This window comes from Winogradskyella sp. MH6, from assembly GCF_022810765.1.
Lineage (GTDB): Bacteria > Bacteroidota > Bacteroidia > Flavobacteriales > Flavobacteriaceae > Winogradskyella.
Genome location: NZ_CP094494.1, coordinates 3245063 through 3261166, shown reverse-complemented (window position 1 = coordinate 3261166; position 16104 = coordinate 3245063). Strand labels below are relative to the sequence as shown.

Below are 16104 nucleotides of genomic sequence, written 5' to 3'. Positions count from 1 at the left end.
TGAACATGTTTCAGTATCAATCGATATAGTTCATTAAACGGAACTGTATCTTAACTGATTTATGTAAAATCAACAGCAAAATACTTGAACATTAGAGATAATAATTATAAATGATTGAAATTGAAACTTTGAATAAAAATCTTATTGAGGTTAAAACTAAAATTTACGACAAATTATCTCTTAATATTTCCAAAGTGAATAACGAACTTGAAGGAATCGAATATGACGCTTGCCAATTTGAACTAAATGGAATGAAAATTGTTTCAAGAAGTTCAAAAATTACACCTAAAAAAGTTGGACAATTTGTGACTTTTTGGAAACGAAATCAAAATAAAGAAACGGAACCTTATTCTGAAAATGACCAATTTGATTTTTATGTAATTAACTCAAAATCTGGAGACCGTTTTGGACAGTTCGTATTTCCAAAATCCGAATTAATCAATAAAGGCTTCATTACCTCTGAAAAAAAGGATGGAAAAAGAGGATTTAGAGTTTATCCAATTTGGGATAAAACACTAAATAAACAGGCGGAAAAGACTCAAAAATGGCAATTGAATTATTTTTATGAGATTAATAAAACAACTGATTTTAAAAAAGTAAACGAATTATATTGTACTACGAACATAGGAAGTCTGTAAGTAATTGTCTGTTCTGGTATACCTTGTGGTTTGCTTAAACTTTTCTTGATTCTAAAAAAAGTTGTTGCGGTTAACTATCCAAATTCACTATATAAATTAATTGTTGCTAAAATAATTTTGAAAGTAAAATATTAATATATTTGGCTTAACCCTAATCTTAAATTTACCTACACAATGAAAAGAATACTTTCTCTTTTTGCGATTATCCTAACTTTAAATTTATCATTTTCTCAAAATTCTGAAACTAACGGAACCAGTTCTGAAGAATACAATTACATGATAAGAGGCTACGAAATGCAACAATCTTCTGGTCTAGATATAAAGAGTGGCTATAAAATAGATCTTATAGATAGTATAACTAAAAGTGATTATTCGTTTAATTTTAATGCTCTTGTAAGAACAAAGGAGAACAAATTAGCAGGTATTTTAATCATTGCTAAGTCAGAAGTTTCAGGAAGAACCTATTATTTAGGAATGCCAATAAACAATGCCCAATTACAAAAATCTTTTGAAAATGATGTTAAAAATTGGGATGAAAGAATGACCACGGCTTTTGCACATGCACTTGGAGAATTATACTCTAGGTCAGCAATTTCTGATTATATGAAAGAAAATAAAACAGAGTAGAAGTTTTAGCTTACAATCTTCCCATCAACCATTGTTAATTTTCGGTCTGCCATGTTAGCTAGTTCTTGGTTGTGAGTAACAATGACAAACGTTTGTTTAAACTCATCTCTAAGCTTAAAAAATAGTTGATGCAGTTGTTCTGCAGATTCGCTATCTAAATTACCAGAAGGCTCATCGGCAAAAATGATGTTGGGTTGATTAATTAAAGCTCTAGCTACAGCAACACGCTGTTGTTCACCACCAGACATGCTATTTGGCTTGTGGTGTATTCTATCCTTTAAACCTAAATACTCTAGCAATTCTATAGCACGTTTTTCGGCTTCTGCTTTTGGAGTGTTATTGATAAATGCAGGTATACAAACATTCTCTAAAGCTGTAAATTCTGGTAATAATTGGTGAAACTGAAAGATAAAACCAATATGCTTGTTTCTAAATTTTGCTAAGGCCTTATCGTTAAGTGTTGTAATAGATTGTCCGTTGATTTCTAAGGTTGTATCACTTTTAAAATCGGGTTTATCTAGTGTACCCAAAATTTGCAGCAACGTGGTTTTACCAGCTCCTGAAGCACCAACTATAGAGATAATTTCACTTTCAGCAATGTTAATATCTACACCTTTTAAAACGTGTAGATCTTTATACGATTTGTGAATGTTGGTAGCTTTTATCATACAACAGCGAAAATACTATTTTTTTAGATTATTAGACGCTTAGATTGTTGGACTTTTAAGTTGTTAGCTTTTAATGTTGTTCCGAGCAAAGTTGAGCTTGTAATCTTGTACTGAGAAACTAAAGAATTGACCAAAAATTAAGAGTTGATACCAAATTTTCTTTTACGAGGTGAAAAGAAGTTATTGGCTTGCCCAGTTTGAGGTTTGTCGTTCTTTTTAAAAATAGATTTAATACCATTAAAGTCTAAGAAATATTGAAGTCTTACGGAAATAGTATGCTGTATTGGTTGATCGAAAAGTGTGCCTAAACTTTCAGAATAACTATCCTGAGACTTCGTATCGAAATTAAAAAGCTGGTTTCGGTATAAAGCGGTTAAGAAACTGCCAGGCGCAAACTGCCATGAGTAGCTTAGATCTATATTCCATGTGCTAAAATTAATGTTTGGAGATTCCTCAACATTATCTACCGTATAGCCTTGTTCTGTTGTGAGAAGACCATTGTCTAGTAGTGTAAATAGCTCGTTATCGTAATTTACAGTGTCCCAATAATGCCTAAATGTTAATGCAAGTGAGTTAAAAGGATTAAATGTGTAGTTTGCAGAAATGGTGTTGGTTACTCGCTTACGATTTCGTTCCCCAAAAATAGGCTGATCGTCTTGGTAAGTAGCATAACCACGAGATCCGTTAGACATGTTTAAGTTAAAGCTATACACCATTAAAAGTTTGTCATTTGGTCTAACTCTTGGGTTTAAGGATAAGTTATAACCAAATAAATCTCTACCATCTTCAAATATTTTGAAGGTATTAGCATTAATATCAAAAGCAAAGACTTTGTTATAGTTTGAAGAATAGTATCCACCTGTACTCGCTATATTTTCATATATAAAATAGCGTCCGTCTCTAGATTCAAAGTAGTCATACTGTTTGCCTGGTTCCATATCTACCCAAAATCCATAATTGTTCAACGTTTTGGTCTGGGCATTGTACTCTGCACCAAAATTGGTACCTGTAAATGTGCCAGGATTAGCAAGGTTTCTATAGTTAATATAGGCGCTGGCGCTGTACCGGTTTAAGTTGCCTTTAGGTTCAAAAATCTGATACCATATATCTGCTCCAAAGTTGTTAAAGTTGTTTCTAAAATTGAGTCCCAAATCATTGATTTCGTATTTGGTATCGGCAAAACTATGGTCAAAACTGTATCTTAAATTTCCGTGAGATTTAGCAACATAGAAAAACGTACTGTAGCCTGTTTGTGTATTATTAAACTGAGGATTAACATTACTCATTTTTGCTTCTCCTCTTATACGATACGTGTTGCGTTTGTTTTGTATGTTTGTTACCAATGCAGTAGCATTTGCATCTCTATACTCACCTTCACGCATTACATTAGTATTTATAAGACTTATAGAAGAATTACCATTAAACTGTTGGTCTACAACCAAAATGTTGTAATTGGTAAAAGGTTCTACAACCTCACGACGTTTTTCGTTAGTATCGGTATTGGTAATAGTAGCGAAGGTTTTTTCGGTAATGGCATTAAAAATTCCGACTCCAAGTCCTTTTTTTGTTCTACCCGAAACTTTTAAAGCGTTTAGCACTTTAACTTCGTCAGGTATGTTAGCTTCTTCATTATCGGCTAAATTTAGTTCACCGCTAGGTCTTCCTCCAACACGTCTTGAAAAGAATAAATCTCCTTTAGAAAACAAATCGACACCTTCAGTAAAAAACTGACGTTGTTCTGAAAATGTCTGCTCAAAAGGGCCAAGATTTAAAACCACTCTGTCAAAACCAGCCTGACTAAAATCTGGCACCAAAGTAGCATCTAGCGTAAAGTTATCTGTAATACCATATTTAACATCCATTCCAAAGGTTAAATCGGTTTCGGTATCACCATCGTAGCTATTCAAAATTCCTGTTGAAAAAGGGTAGAGGTTAAGCCTTACAGGTGGTTTTAGATTTTTTAAGCCTTTTAGCTCTCCATGATAAAGACCTATGTTTCCTTGTTTTGGGTCGTACTTATTCCATGTGTATTGTGAACGTTCCCTTCTAAAGTGTCTATGAAATTGAAGTCCCCAAGTTGGTTCTTCCTGGTCTGCAAAACGTAAGGTTCTGTATGGTATTTCCATTTCTACAATCCAACCATCATCTACAATTTGTACAGCACTTTGCCAAACAGCATTCCAGCTAAAGTCTTCTCCAATACTAGGATTAGCTATAGCGTCTGCTTGCTGACCAGAACTGAACACAAAAAACTCAGTATCGTTTTGTGCATCGTTATTGGGATTTAAAATCACAGCAAAAAAGTCGTTCTGTCCAAAATTATCACGCGAAGTCAGTTGCTTTAATATTTTTGTGGGATCATCGTATAGATATGCTGCAACATAGATAGCATCATCATCATAGCTCATTTTTACTTCAGTTCGCTCCTCTGTTTGTCGTGTATTGCCAATATCTGGTCTAAATTGTATAAAGCCAGTTGCTATTTCTGCATTTTCCCAAATAGCATCGTCTAAAACACCATCAATTTTGGGTTTTTGAGTAGCTCTGGTAATGTTGAGTGTTTTTTTATCCTTGGAAAGGACAGTATTTTCTTCTTGCGAATGTGCAACACTGCAAAAAATAAGAATAAACAGAATGAAAACAGAACGTATGTTCATAATGATTGATTGATGAATTCTTTGGTTCGCTAATAAAGATTAACGTTTTGATTGATTGTTACACTTTTATTTGGTAATGGAGGTTTTATACTCTTAAGCTTATACACAATTCATTTTTACAAAACTAACTTGTGAAAATATGCAAGCTTCTTAATTAAACGTTAAAAAGGTTTAAGATATGTTAACAGAATTAACAATATGAACTGACAGTACTAAATTTTGGAACGCTTATTGCTTAATATTAAACGAATTAATATTTAAAATAATACATGAATAGATATAGAAAACTGGGACTAAGTATTCTCTTTGATGCATTAGGTTATGTATCTTTTGTTTTTCCTCCTTTTGATATTGTTTGGGCACCTTTATCTGCCTATTTAATGACAAAGATGTATAAAGGAAGAGAAGGTAAGGTGGCTGCGGTTATTTCATTTGCAGAGGAGGCATTACCGTTCTTTGACGTGATACCTACATTCTCGTTAATGTGGTTATACACATTTGTCTTAAAAGCTAAACCGTCTTTTTCTAAAGCATAAAAAAAAAGCACTCAATTTGAGTGCTTTTTTATTTTAAAGTGTGTAAGTAACACCAATATTAATATTTCGACCCATATTCAAAATACCATCGGGTTTTAGTCGAGACAGATGATGAATATATTCTGTGTCTAATAGATTTGTTGCGGTTAAGCTAACATCTAAATTATTATTGAAAACTGTTACCGTTCCTCCTAAACCTAAACTCAATAAATTATAACCATCTGTACTTGTCTCAAACGGATTGACATTATTTTGAGCAAATGTAGAACGCAATTTTACAAATGCATAACTGTTTTTAAACAGTTGAGAATCAAACTCTGCTCTAATAGTATTTGTAAGCGAGTTAGCAGGAATAAGCGGTAAATAATCATCATTATCTAATTTACCAGTAACCGTTTCAAAGCTACTTTCAAAGTGTAGCCAGTCTAAAGGGTGTGGATGTAAGTGAAAACCAAATTCACCACCATATAAACTTGCATTTTCTTGCTCGTAAATAAATACAGGATCATTATCAATAAAATCACCATTTGGGTTTAAGAAGATATAATTGTTCACCTTGTTATAAAAGGCATTAGCAAAAAACTCAATGTGTTCATTTTTATATTCTAAAGCCAAATCGACTTGAAAATTTTGTTCGTTTTCTAAGTCTAAATTTCCTATTTCGTATCGGTTTGTACCTTCGTGCGTACCATCTGAAGCTAATTCTGATAAATTAGGTGCTCTAAAACCAGATGCTAAATTTAGTCTTACAGTAGCCTTTTCAAATAAGTTGGTTTTAAAACCTAAAGCACCATTAAAAGCATTAAAATTTCTGTTGTCTATATTTTGTATAGAAATTTCTCTGTAATCATATCTTGCACCTAGTTGTACATCTACAGTTTCAAAATGAATATGTGATGTTGCTAAAACACCAATATCGTTTGTGGTTGCATTTGGTATTAGGGTTTCTTCACCATAATTAGTGTTGATTTGATTCATACCTTGTACACCAACAATAGTCTCAAACTTACCAAGTTTTGGTAGATTGTACTTCATGTTATAGTTGAAGGTTTTAAGCTTCATATGAAGTGCAGGTTCTAGTATTTCACCTTCTTCGTGTTCTTCATCATGGTCTTCGTCTTCATCTTCGTCATGATGATGATGTTCTTCAAATTCTTTTCTGTTGTTGTACGTATAGCCTAAGATTAAATCTAAACTAGAATTTTCAAAGAATAGGGTAGACTTAGAACTAAATATATGATTATCTATATTTTGATAAGGTAGCAAAGGCGCTTTATTAGTAGATTGAATACCAATCTCTTCCGGTAATCCTATTTTGGCATTATTCAGATTATAGCGCAATTCAGTTTTAAATTTTGAAGACTGGTATCCAAAACCTGCTTTAAAATCTTGCTCTCTGTAGCGCGTGTTGGTAACTCTATATTTATTGGTTTTATAGTCTGAGTGCTCGGTAAGACTACCTCTAAAAAGAAATTTGAAGGCATCTTTTGAGCTTTTGTAACCAGCATTGGTTGAGTAACCTCTGGTATTACTAAAATAGTTTACAGATGCATCTGCGCTAGATTCATTATTGTTAGCAAAGCGTTCGGGATTTAAATACAACACACCACCTAAGGCATCACTACCATAGAGTAACGAGGCAGGTCCTTTTATAATTTCTACACTTTCAATTCCTGCGCCATTTACACCAAGACCATGTTCGTCACCATATTGCTGGTTTTCTAGTCTAACCCCTTGAGTATATACCAAAACTCGGTTAGAACTTAAACCTCTTATGACAGGTTTGCCAATACCATTACCTGTAGTTACGCTCTCAACACCTGCAACATTAGTAATTCCTTCTGATAACGAAATGGAACCAGATCTGTTTACGTCACTCATTTTTATCTGTTCTACCTTCATTACATTTTCGCTCTGCAGCTTATGAAATGGTGTAGATATAATAACTTCTTCCATTTCTATGGCAGACTCTGAAAGTTCAATAATAAGGTCTTCTGAAGTTGGTATTGAAACTTGAACTGATTTGGTTTCATACCCTATGCTAGATACTACTAGCTTATATGTGCCAGAACTTAATTCTAAAACAAATTCGCCACTACCATCAGCTGTAGCACCAATTTCTAGTTCTGGGAAATATAATGAGGCAAAGCTTATGTCTTGTTTTGTTTTTTTATCAATGACCTTGCCTTTAAGTTGTTGTTGTGCGCTTAAGCCCATGCTAAATATGCATAGGGTTAGCACTAATATTTTTTTCATGTTTTATGATTTAATAATTTGAGAAACTAAGTTTTTCCGAATACTATTAAATCAGTTGTGGTGGACCACGGAGTGAGGTTTGAAGTTTTTGAAATTTACTGATAAACTCATATTGAGATGCAGTAATTTTAAAATTATCTTCCGTGTGTCTTAGTTCTAAAACTTTTTGTTTAAAAAAGAATTGCTGGGTTAATTTAAACTTGTAAAATTCACAATCAACATCTAACTCGTGGAAATGTGTTTTATCATTGTTGTCATTTTTACAGACTTCGTGTTTGTGGTGCACAAAAACATGAGAAAGCTTTACCGCAGAAGGTAATAATACTGCGAGTATCAGTATTAAAGAAAGTACTTTGAATATATGTTTTATGATAGTTTTTTTACTCAATCCACAAAGCGTTTTAAACCAAATCGTCTCAACATTTTTTTTTCAAATTCCCAAAAGAATTTAAATTGACCAAATAGCCAGCCAAATGTTACTAGGAGAATTTGATAAAAAATAAGCCCAATGATAATAAATAATATCCAGTAGAGTATAGGGTTTAAGTTTTCTTTAGTAATTCCAAGAAGTTGTATTATTGGTCTACCGATAAATAAGGAAGAAGATCCGGTTACAGCAAAAACGAGAAATACTCGTATCATTTCCCATTTATAGTCAAGTATCCAGCGCTTTTCAAGTATTTTAAAGAGTTTTAATGTTAACACTAATAAGCCATAGAACAATACAACTGTAGCAAAGACGGTTACAATAGTGCCAAATTCAGCAAAGAAAGCTGTCGCTAATTTGTATGAAGAATATCCTAAGCCTAAGAGACCAATTAACGGAAAAATTAATTGCCAATTATGCTGAATTTCCCAATTTTCTTTAAACCTTTTCATAGCACTTTTAAAGTGCTGCAAAATTACACTAAATTCTAGGAATAATGGAGGTTAGCTGCTGTTTATATTTTAACTGAAAGTATAAAAAGTAGTTGTAGAGTTTGTAGTTAACTTCATAACCATAGTCTGTACGTGTGTCGTAATCTATTCTTACTTGATACAATTCTGGATTATAGCTGTATGGTTGAAGGTTTCTTTGGTTCCAAGCCTGTACCAAAAAGGCATTTCTTTTTTCTAGATATGATTGGGAATGAAAACCTCGAGGTCTTGCTGTACTGGCTAACCATGCGTTAAAACCAGGTTCTATAATAATAATTTCGTAGTCACTTTCATCACCACTAATAGAAACCGTGTCGTTTTCTACTAAAGCATTGTCATTACCATTGTTAATCGTTGGGTTTGAATTGTACGATTTGCAACTAGCTATTAGCGCAATAAGAACAACAAATGGAATCATCTTTTTCATAACAATAAAGATATTAATTATTTTAATCAATTAAGAATTATTAGTGTTAAACAAAGTAAAACACTATTTGTAAAGAATGAAACCGCGAATGAGTAAATAGGGCTATTTGGTGAGTAAGACATCTTTTTAAGATAGAAAAAAAGCAACTCCTAAGAGTTGCTTTAGTATATGTAAATCATGGTAGGATTTTATTTTCCAAACAAGCCTCCTAAAAGACCACCAAGACCACCTTTTTTCTTAGCACCACCAAGTACCATTCCTGCAACGTCGTCTATAACACTGCCATCACCATCGGCATCTAATATCTTTTCTAGGAAACTTTGTTCGTTTTGAGTATCGTTACCACCAAGTAGTCCGCCTAATAAACCAGTAAGGTCATTTTGAGAACTTACATTCTTTTGACGAGATTGTTTACCTAAAACACCCATTAAGATTGGTGCCGCAACTTTTAGAATGTTACCAACAGAACCAGCATCTAATCCAGATTTTTGACCAATAACTTGCTCTACACCTTGTTGTTTACTCCCTAAGATATGACCTAAAATTTTAGACCCATCAGTTTTTACCTCTTCATCAACTCCACCTCCAAAAAGGCCACCTAAATTATCTAAGATACTACCATCGTGCTTATTGCTTAAAGCGCCCATAAGACCTTGAGCTCCTTCAGGAGTAGAAGCATTACGCTCCATAGCTTTCATAAGCACAGGTAAAGCCATTGTTAACACACTACTTGTTTTGTCTTGATCCGTTCCTGTTGAACCAGAAACACCACTGATTATGGTTTTTCCTAAATCACTATTTAATAAGTCTAATATTCCTGCCATTGTTTTATAAAATTAAGGTTAATAAATTCAGTTAAAAAAGGTACAAAAAAAGTCCCATACAATTATAGGACTCATTTTGTTTATTTAGGTCACATTTATTTTGTTAGCCTAATATAGTAATAATCTGTTCAGCAAGTTCAGCACCAATTCTGTCTTGTGCTTCATTGGTTGCAGCACCAGTATGAGGTGTTAACGATAAAGCAGGATTCATAAGCAATTGAACTTCTGGTTGTGGTTCTTTTTCAAAAACATCTAAGGCAGCTCTCGCTACTTTACCACTTTCTATTGCTTTTACTAACGCTACTTCATTTACAACTCCACCACGTGCAGCATTGGCTATAATAACACCATCCTTCATTTGGTTAAAGTCAGCTTCATCAATAACGTACTCTTTTTGAGCTGGTACATGAAGTGTTATAAAATCTGCTTGTTTTAAAACCTCTTCTTTAGATACCGTTTTTATGTTGAAGCTTGCTTTTTGACCATCAAAAAAGTCTAATTCTAAAGTGGTTTCTTCAATAAAAGGATCAAAGGCTACGATGTTCATACCTGCACCAATTCCTATTTTAGCAGTAGCTTGTCCTATCCTGCCAAAACCTATAACTCCTAGAGTTTTTCCTTTTAATTCAACACCTTTAGCGTAAGCTTTTTTAAGTGCTTTAAAGTTTGCATCTCCTTCTAAAGGCATATCGCGATTAGAGTTATGAAGGAACCTAGCTAAGCCATAGAAGTGACCAAATACCAATTCGGCTACAGAATGTGAAGATGCAGCAGGAGTATTAATAACATGAAGCCCTTTTTCTCTTGCATACTCAACGTCTATATTATCCATACCAACACCACCACGACCAATAATTTTAAGGCTAGGGCAGTTGTCTATAATGTCTTTTCTTACTTTGGTAGCGCTTCTTACCAAGAGTACAGAAATCTCTTTATCGTTTATGTAGTTTTGTAATTGTTCTTGTGCAACTGTTGTTGTTATCACTTCGTAACCAGCTGCTTCTAAAGCGTCGATACCACTTTGAGAAACACCATCGTTTGCTAATACTTTCATGTAATTAGGAATTCTTTGTTTTATTTTTTTAAGCTTTACGTTCTAGTTCGCTCATAACCTCTACAAGTGCTTTTACACTGTCTAAACTTAGAGCGTTGTACATAGATGCTCTGTAGCCTCCAACACTTCTGTGACCATTAAGTCCGTTGATTCCGGCTTCTGCCCACATGGCATCAAATGTTTCTTTAAGGTTTTCGTTTTCTAATGTAAAAGTCGCATTCATGATAGAGCGATCTTCTTTTACCGCATAACCTTTAAAGAGAGGGTTTAAGTCTATTTCTGAGTAAATTAAACGTGCTTTCTTTTCGTTTTCTTCTTCGATTGCTTTTATACCACCTAAATCTTTTAACCATTGTAAGGTTAACATTGAGGTATAAACCGCAAATACAGGTGGTGTATTGAACATACTTCCTTTGCTGATGTGTACTTTATAGTCCATCATAGAAGGAATTTTGCGCGATACTTTTCCTAAGATATCTTCTTTTACAACCACTAGTGTTGTACCTGCAGGACCCATATTTTTTTGTGCACCTGCATAGATTAAATCAAACTGTGTGAAGTCTAATTGACGCGAGAAGATATCACTACTCATATCGCAAACCATAGGAATTGGCGAGTCTGGGAAACTCTTCATTTGTGTTCCAAAAATGGTATTGTTAGACGTGCAGTGAAAATAATCGTAATCTTCTGGGATATCGTAACCTTTTGGTATGTAATTAAAGTTAGCACTCTTTGAAGAGGCTACTTCATAGATATCATCATAAATTTTAGCTTCTTTTATAGCCTTGTCACTCCAAGTACCCGTATTTAAATATCCAGCTCTTTTCTCAAGAAGGTTTAAGGCTACCATTAAAAACTGCGTGCTAGCTCCACCTTGTAAGAATAAGGCTTTATAGCCTTTACCTTCTAGACCTAAAAGCTCTAAGGCCAAAGCTCTTGCTTTTTCCATAACGTCTACAAAAGGCTTGCTACGATGTGAAATCTCTATAAGTGATAAGCCATCGTCAAAGTTTATAAGGGCTTCAGAAGCTTTTTGGATTACGGATTTTGGTAGTACGCAAGGGCCTGCACTAAAATTATGTTTTTTCATCTGTTAATATTTATTGCTTTTTAATGGTCACATGGAACATCTTATTATCATTTTCGCTATTAGACTTAAGATGATTATAGATGTTTCATGAAGAATATAGTTTCATTTCTGATGCTTCAGAATGTTGTTGTTTTTTGTTTGAACAGTTACAAAGGTGCTAATTTATTGCCTATAAAACATTAATAAATTGCTAATTTTTGCATCAAATTTTTAACAGGAATTCAACAGTATCAACGTTGTCTGCATAATCCCAAAGTTCTGGTTTTTGGGTGTGCCCAAATGTAACTTCGTTTTCTGTGAAATTATTAGCGACGATACATTGAATCTTGTCGCTGTCTTGTTGCAATTTGGTTTTCAATTCTTCACTATTGTTATAGTACTCATAAAACACTGTAGCAATAGGAGAGGCGTAGCTTTCATCTTCCTTTATCATTAAAAACCCATTCTCTAGCATGTCGAATTCGCTCATAAGATACACGGCTTTGTTGTAGTCGTAGTTGTTGGCATACTTGGCTTCGTGTATTACGGGATGCCATTTGTATACTGCATTAAAGAAGGCATCGAAATTATAGTCTTTGGGTACGAATAATTTTGAAACATTTCTACACCCTAATCCGTAGTATCTAAAGATATCGTCTGATAGGGCTTCTAGCTGGTCTTTAGACTCTTTACCAGTAAGAATGGCTACAGAGTTTCTGTTTTTTCTGATGATGGATGGTTTGTTTTTGAAGTAATATTCAAAATAACGTGCTGTATTATCGCTACCTGTTGCAATGACTGCATCGAAGTTTTCGAGCTTGTCTTGTGTAAAGGTAATCTTGTTTTTAAAGCCTGGTTCTACAACTTCTAGATACTTTGCTAAATAGGGTAGCAGGTGCTTGTCGTTTGAGGACTGCTTTACCAATACGTTGTGACCAGACATAAGTACGGATAAGAAGTCATGAAAACCTACCAGTGGGATATTGCCAGCCATAATAATACCTACGGTTTTTGGCTCGACGTTATTAAAATTGTATTGGCTTACCCATTTATTGATGTTAGCGGTAGTTAGTGCATTTGCCCAAGATTGTAGGCTAAAATGCACATTAGCATCTGTAAACCAACCGTTATGTTCTTTAGCTAGCTTTATTTGGTGTTTGAACCCATCAAAAAAAAGCTCATTAGCCTTAACGGTATCGTCTTTTTGGATGCCATTGGTGCCAAATTGATTTAAAAACTGACCTAAATTAGAGAATGCGTTAATTCTTTGTTGTAAATCCATGTAGAGTTTGGTAAAACGCCTTTTTGGCTTTATTTTTGCAACCCTGTCTACCGACAGGCAGGTGCAAAATTACGTAATAAAAACCTAAAATTTACTATGGCAATTATAATCACAGATGAATGTATAAATTGTGGAGCTTGTGAGCCAGAATGTCCTAATACTGCTATTTATGAAGGTGCTGATGACTGGCGCTATAAAGATGGAACAAGCTTAGAAGGTAATGTTGTATTACCAAATGGAAAGGAAGTAGATGCAGACGAGGCGCAAGAGCCTATTAGTGATGAGCTGTATTACATTGTACCAGATAAGTGTACGGAGTGTAAGGGCTTTCATGAAGAGCCACAGTGCGCTGCGGTTTGCCCAGTAGATTGTTGTGTGCCAGATGATGACCATGTAGAAACTGAAGATGAGCTGTTGGGTAAGCAACGTTTTATGCATCCTGACGATTAGATTGATGCACCATTATTAATGAATGATGACTAATAATCCTGAGCTTATGGCTCGGGATTTTTTTGTTTTTACCCTTAAGGATATCCTAAGGAAACATACCTTTAGTACGGTATAAAGTCGGCATATAGTCGGCATATAGTCGGCATAAATGGGGATTTGTTATATATTTTTTATATATTTATGTTATTGAAAATAAGTATATTATGGCAAGACAGAAAGGGATTGTGTTTTTTGAAGGGACTTTGGGTGGTGTTAATTTTTACTACAGAAAGGGTGTGCCTACGGCGCGACGTGCTGGTGGTGGCTTTACGGCTAAGGCTATAAAGACGAGCCCAAGTATGGAGCGTGTACGTGAGAGTAACACTGAGTTTGCGCTATGCTCTAAGGTAAATAAGCATTTTAAGCTGGCTTTACGGCCTTTTTTGGTGGGTTATAAGGATGGGACGTTGCATGCGCGATTGATGCGCTTGTTTTTAGGTATTAAGGATTTGGATGCTACTTCTAAGCGTGGGGAGCGTAGGGTTGGTGTTGGCTATGCTACGGCTTATGGCCCGAGAATGTTGAGTGACTTTAAGGTAACGCCAGAGCGGCCTCGTTTGTTTGATGGTACGTATGGTTTTGATTGGGATGCTTTGCGTTTTGAGGTTAGCGATTTTAGCATTGCTGGTGCGCGCTTTCCTAATGGGGCGGATACGATGGAGGTTGTGGTTGGTGTGCTGCGTTTTGATTTTGATACTTGTACTTATACTAGTGTTATGGCTGATGGTGTTTTTGTTGATAGGGATTTTGATGCTACTGCTTTTGCTATTGCGGTAGATGGCTTGCCTGAGGGTGATGGTGCATTGGTTGCTGTGGCGCGCGTGGCGTTTTACCAACGTGTGAATGATGGGCTTTTTTTATTGCCTGGTGGTGATGGTTATGGTGCTGTGTTGTTTGGTAGATAGGTGCTTGGGAGTTTGGTTTAGAATGTACTAAGGTGCGACATAACTCACTTTTATATGGTTATGCCATAATTTGTAAAAAGGTGCTGAATAACACATAATTAGGGTTGTATATGCTTACTTTTTTGGCTAGGTTTGTATATACTAACGTTGTGCTTCATTATCAGAAAACGCTAACCAATGATAAAATTCTTTAGGAAAATTAGACAAAAAATGCTGACTGAAAATAAATTCAGTAAATATCTGATTTATGCGATTGGGGAAATAGTGCTTGTGGTTATTGGAATTTTGATTGCTTTGTCTATTAACAATTGGAATGACAATAGAAAGAACATAAAAGCGGAACTTAATTATTATAACAGAATCTTGGACGATTTAGAAATGGACAAGCAACTAATTGTCCAATCTTTAGAAAAAGCCGATAAAAGGATTGAAACAAGTAAAGAGCTTTTGTTGGAATTAGATTCAGGAACAAAGAGCAAGAAATATCTTTTGAACAAATTTTTAATAGCTATCAGAGGTGATGTTTTTGTGGTTCGCGATGTTACATTCAAAGATTTAATCTCATCAGGAAACATTAAGTTGCTTAATGACATCAAAATTAAAAATAGCCTAATTCAATATTATAGTGAATTGGAAAACGTACAGACTCAAATGAAACAAAATAGAGATGAAAATCTAAAAAACATATTTGGATTGTTCAACAGTTCAATCGAATTTGGTGGTACACAAGAATTGGAATACGTGAATCAAATCATTGGACCAGAGATTCTTCATACTTTAAAGCAAGTTGATTGGACAAAGGACAAAGACAACGAATATTACGAAAAGTTTCAAATGGAATTATTGTTCAATATTTCAATGACAGATAGAGAGAAACAGCATTTAACAACAATAAGTAATTTAATGAATTCACCTTATGACTTATTAGTGAAAAAATGTCGAAAAAATTAGAAATAACGAAAGCACAACACCGTGTATAGCTCATTGCGGCTGAATTCTCTTTCGAAAATTCCTTGCAATTTGCTATCTTTCGGTTACGGCGGGAAATCCGCGAGGATTTCCCGCAACGAGCCATACACAAAACCGTTGTGCAACATTTGAGAGAAACCGCAAAACCAATGAACGAAGACGTAAACAGATACCTTAGCGGACTTAAAAAATGGAAATCGGAATTGACCAGACTTCGTGAAATTATACTTGATTGTGGATTAATTGAAGACTTCAAATGGATGCATCCTTGCTATACTGACAATGGGAAAAATATAGTTTTAATTCACGAGTTTAAAGATTACTGTGCGATTTTATTTAATAAAGGAGTATTACTCAAAGACCCTGAAAAGATTTTAGTACAACAAACTGAAAACGTGCAATCGGAATTGAAAAATTAGGTAAGAAAGTTGAAAAGAAAAAAACTTCTGAATTTAATGTACCAGAAGAGTTGGAACAAATTTTTTCAGAAAATGCTGACTTTGAAAAAGCGTTTAAGAATTTGACAGCTGGACGTCAAAGAGGTTATCTCTTACATTTTGATAAACCAAAGCAATCCAAGACAAAGATATCTCGAATTGAGAAAAATATGAAAAGAATAATGGATGGTTATGGATTGAACGACTGTGTATGTGGGCTCTCAAAACGAAAACCGAATTGCGATGGTTCGCATAAACAATTAGAAAAAAGTGAATAAAAAACGTTGCACAACAATGTATAACCGCAATTTGCTGACACCTGTTCGCTATGCTCGGGTTGGAGGATTC

At 34.6% G+C, this 16104-nt stretch carries 18 protein-coding genes; 8 read left to right on the top strand and 10 right to left on the bottom strand.

The features are described from left to right. The first annotated feature begins 110 nt into the window (after positions 1–110). Both MST30_RS14575 and MST30_RS14570 read left to right on the top strand, forming a co-directional pair. On the top strand, positions 111–638 hold the full coding sequence (locus MST30_RS14575) for a MepB family protein (protein WP_243472141.1): 528 nt from the start codon (positions 111–113) through the stop codon (positions 636–638). A 174-nt stretch (positions 639–812) separates the two neighbouring features. Continuing rightward, the gene (locus MST30_RS14570; protein ID WP_243472140.1) at positions 813–1265 is read left to right on the top strand and encodes a hypothetical protein; all 453 of its coding nucleotides are present in this window, start codon (positions 813–815) and stop codon (positions 1263–1265) included. A gap of 5 nt (positions 1266–1270) precedes the next feature. On the opposite strand, the gene MST30_RS14565 is transcribed toward MST30_RS14570, so the two are convergent. Together MST30_RS14565 and MST30_RS14560 are read right to left on the bottom strand one after the other, a co-directional pair. Then, entirely contained in the window at positions 1271–1933 is a 663-nt protein-coding gene (locus tag MST30_RS14565) for an ABC transporter ATP-binding protein (RefSeq protein WP_243472139.1), read from the bottom strand. A 137-nt stretch (positions 1934–2070) separates the two neighbouring features. Then, positions 2071–4590 carry a DUF5916 domain-containing protein gene (locus tag MST30_RS14560; RefSeq protein WP_243472138.1) on the bottom strand — a complete coding sequence of 840 codons (2520 nt, stop codon included), beginning with the start codon at positions 4588–4590 and terminating at the stop codon, positions 2071–2073. 269 nt (positions 4591–4859) lie between these two features. Between MST30_RS14560 and MST30_RS14555 the strand changes: the two genes are divergently transcribed. Next, complete coding sequence (locus MST30_RS14555) at positions 4860–5126, top strand: hypothetical protein (protein ID WP_243472137.1); 267 nt, start codon at positions 4860–4862, stop codon at positions 5124–5126. 33 nt (positions 5127–5159) lie between these two features. Here MST30_RS14555 and MST30_RS14550 read toward each other — a convergent pair whose 3' ends face one another. The 8 genes from MST30_RS14550 to MST30_RS14515 form a co-directional block, all read right to left on the bottom strand. Then, the gene (locus MST30_RS14550) at positions 5160–7382 is read right to left on the bottom strand and encodes a TonB-dependent receptor (protein ID WP_243472136.1); all 2223 of its coding nucleotides are present in this window, start codon (positions 7380–7382) and stop codon (positions 5160–5162) included. 46 nt (positions 7383–7428) lie between these two features. Further along, the gene (locus tag MST30_RS14545; RefSeq protein ID WP_243472135.1) at positions 7429–7770 is read right to left on the bottom strand and encodes a hypothetical protein; all 342 of its coding nucleotides are present in this window, start codon (positions 7768–7770) and stop codon (positions 7429–7431) included. After that, positions 7767–8261, bottom strand: coding sequence for a DUF6787 family protein (locus MST30_RS14540; protein WP_243472134.1), 495 nt, complete (start codon positions 8259–8261; stop codon positions 7767–7769). The genes MST30_RS14545 and MST30_RS14540 overlap by 4 nt, the downstream gene beginning before the upstream one ends. A gap of 28 nt (positions 8262–8289) precedes the next feature. Next, positions 8290–8718: a DUF6146 family protein gene (locus MST30_RS14535; RefSeq protein ID WP_346346970.1), complete on the bottom strand. Its 429-nt coding sequence runs from the start codon at positions 8716–8718 to the stop codon at positions 8290–8292. 197 nt (positions 8719–8915) lie between these two features. Next, on the bottom strand, positions 8916–9551 hold the full coding sequence (locus MST30_RS14530) for a DUF937 domain-containing protein (protein WP_243472132.1): 636 nt from the start codon (positions 9549–9551) through the stop codon (positions 8916–8918). A 103-nt stretch (positions 9552–9654) separates the two neighbouring features. Then, positions 9655–10605, bottom strand: coding sequence for a D-2-hydroxyacid dehydrogenase (locus MST30_RS14525; protein ID WP_243472131.1), 951 nt, complete (start codon positions 10603–10605; stop codon positions 9655–9657). Positions 10606–10633: 28 nt separating this feature from the next. Continuing rightward, entirely contained in the window at positions 10634–11695 is a 1062-nt protein-coding gene (gene serC / locus MST30_RS14520; protein WP_243472130.1) for a 3-phosphoserine/phosphohydroxythreonine transaminase, read from the bottom strand. 202 nt (positions 11696–11897) lie between these two features. Then, positions 11898–12956 carry an acyl-CoA reductase gene (locus MST30_RS14515; RefSeq protein WP_243472129.1) on the bottom strand — a complete coding sequence of 353 codons (1059 nt, stop codon included), beginning with the start codon at positions 12954–12956 and terminating at the stop codon, positions 11898–11900. 96 nt (positions 12957–13052) lie between these two features. Here MST30_RS14515 and MST30_RS14510 point away from each other — a divergent pair, with 96 nt between their 5' ends. The 5 genes from MST30_RS14510 (at position 13053) to MST30_RS15775 (ending at position 16034) form a co-directional block, all read left to right on the top strand. Beyond that, positions 13053–13406 carry a 4Fe-4S dicluster domain-containing protein gene (locus tag MST30_RS14510; RefSeq protein WP_243472128.1) on the top strand — a complete coding sequence of 118 codons (354 nt, stop codon included), beginning with the start codon at positions 13053–13055 and terminating at the stop codon, positions 13404–13406. A gap of 203 nt (positions 13407–13609) precedes the next feature. Then, the gene (locus tag MST30_RS14505) at positions 13610–14350 is read left to right on the top strand and encodes a hypothetical protein (protein ID WP_243472127.1); all 741 of its coding nucleotides are present in this window, start codon (positions 13610–13612) and stop codon (positions 14348–14350) included. Between the two features lie 177 nt (positions 14351–14527). After that, the gene (locus tag MST30_RS14500; RefSeq protein ID WP_243472126.1) at positions 14528–15301 is read left to right on the top strand and encodes a DUF6090 family protein; all 774 of its coding nucleotides are present in this window, start codon (positions 14528–14530) and stop codon (positions 15299–15301) included. 167 nt (positions 15302–15468) lie between these two features. Continuing rightward, complete coding sequence (locus MST30_RS15780; RefSeq protein WP_346346969.1) at positions 15469–15738, top strand: DUF1801 domain-containing protein; 270 nt, start codon at positions 15469–15471, stop codon at positions 15736–15738. Positions 15739–15788: 50 nt separating this feature from the next. After that, positions 15789–16034 carry a YdeI/OmpD-associated family protein gene (locus MST30_RS15775; RefSeq protein ID WP_346346968.1) on the top strand — a complete coding sequence of 82 codons (246 nt, stop codon included), beginning with the start codon at positions 15789–15791 and terminating at the stop codon, positions 16032–16034. Positions 16035–16104: the final 70 nt, after the last annotated feature.

What these genes read in the sequence shown, in the direction of transcription:
- MST30_RS14575 (WP_243472141.1), top strand. Translation starts at nt 111, where the DNA reads ATGATTGAAATTGAAACTTTGAATAAAAATCTTATTGAGGTTAAAACT.
- MST30_RS14570 (WP_243472140.1), top strand. Translation starts at nt 813, where the DNA reads ATGAAAAGAATACTTTCTCTTTTTGCGATTATCCTAACTTTAAATTTA.
- MST30_RS14535 (WP_346346970.1), bottom strand. Translation starts at nt 8,718, where the DNA reads ATGATTCCATTTGTTGTTCTTATTGCGCTAATAGCTAGTTGCAAATCG.
- MST30_RS14560 (WP_243472138.1), bottom strand. Translation starts at nt 4,590, where the DNA reads ATGAACATACGTTCTGTTTTCATTCTGTTTATTCTTATTTTTTGCAGT.
- MST30_RS14565 (WP_243472139.1), bottom strand. Translation starts at nt 1,933, where the DNA reads ATGATAAAAGCTACCAACATTCACAAATCGTATAAAGATCTACACGTT.
- MST30_RS14540 (WP_243472134.1), bottom strand. Translation starts at nt 8,261, where the DNA reads ATGAAAAGGTTTAAAGAAAATTGGGAAATTCAGCATAATTGGCAATTA.
- MST30_RS15780 (WP_346346969.1), top strand. Translation starts at nt 15,469, where the DNA reads ATGAACGAAGACGTAAACAGATACCTTAGCGGACTTAAAAAATGGAAA.
- MST30_RS14550 (WP_243472136.1), bottom strand. Translation starts at nt 7,382, where the DNA reads ATGAAAAAAATATTAGTGCTAACCCTATGCATATTTAGCATGGGCTTA.
- MST30_RS14525 (WP_243472131.1), bottom strand. Translation starts at nt 10,605, where the DNA reads ATGAAAGTATTAGCAAACGATGGTGTTTCTCAAAGTGGTATCGACGCT.
- MST30_RS14510 (WP_243472128.1), top strand. Translation starts at nt 13,053, where the DNA reads ATGGCAATTATAATCACAGATGAATGTATAAATTGTGGAGCTTGTGAG.
- MST30_RS14530 (WP_243472132.1), bottom strand. Translation starts at nt 9,551, where the DNA reads ATGGCAGGAATATTAGACTTATTAAATAGTGATTTAGGAAAAACCATA.
- serC (WP_243472130.1), bottom strand. Translation starts at nt 11,695, where the DNA reads ATGAAAAAACATAATTTTAGTGCAGGCCCTTGCGTACTACCAAAATCC.
- MST30_RS14515 (WP_243472129.1), bottom strand. Translation starts at nt 12,956, where the DNA reads ATGGATTTACAACAAAGAATTAACGCATTCTCTAATTTAGGTCAGTTT.
- MST30_RS14555 (WP_243472137.1), top strand. Translation starts at nt 4,860, where the DNA reads ATGAATAGATATAGAAAACTGGGACTAAGTATTCTCTTTGATGCATTA.
- MST30_RS14505 (WP_243472127.1), top strand. Translation starts at nt 13,610, where the DNA reads ATGGCAAGACAGAAAGGGATTGTGTTTTTTGAAGGGACTTTGGGTGGT.
- MST30_RS14500 (WP_243472126.1), top strand. Translation starts at nt 14,528, where the DNA reads ATGATAAAATTCTTTAGGAAAATTAGACAAAAAATGCTGACTGAAAAT.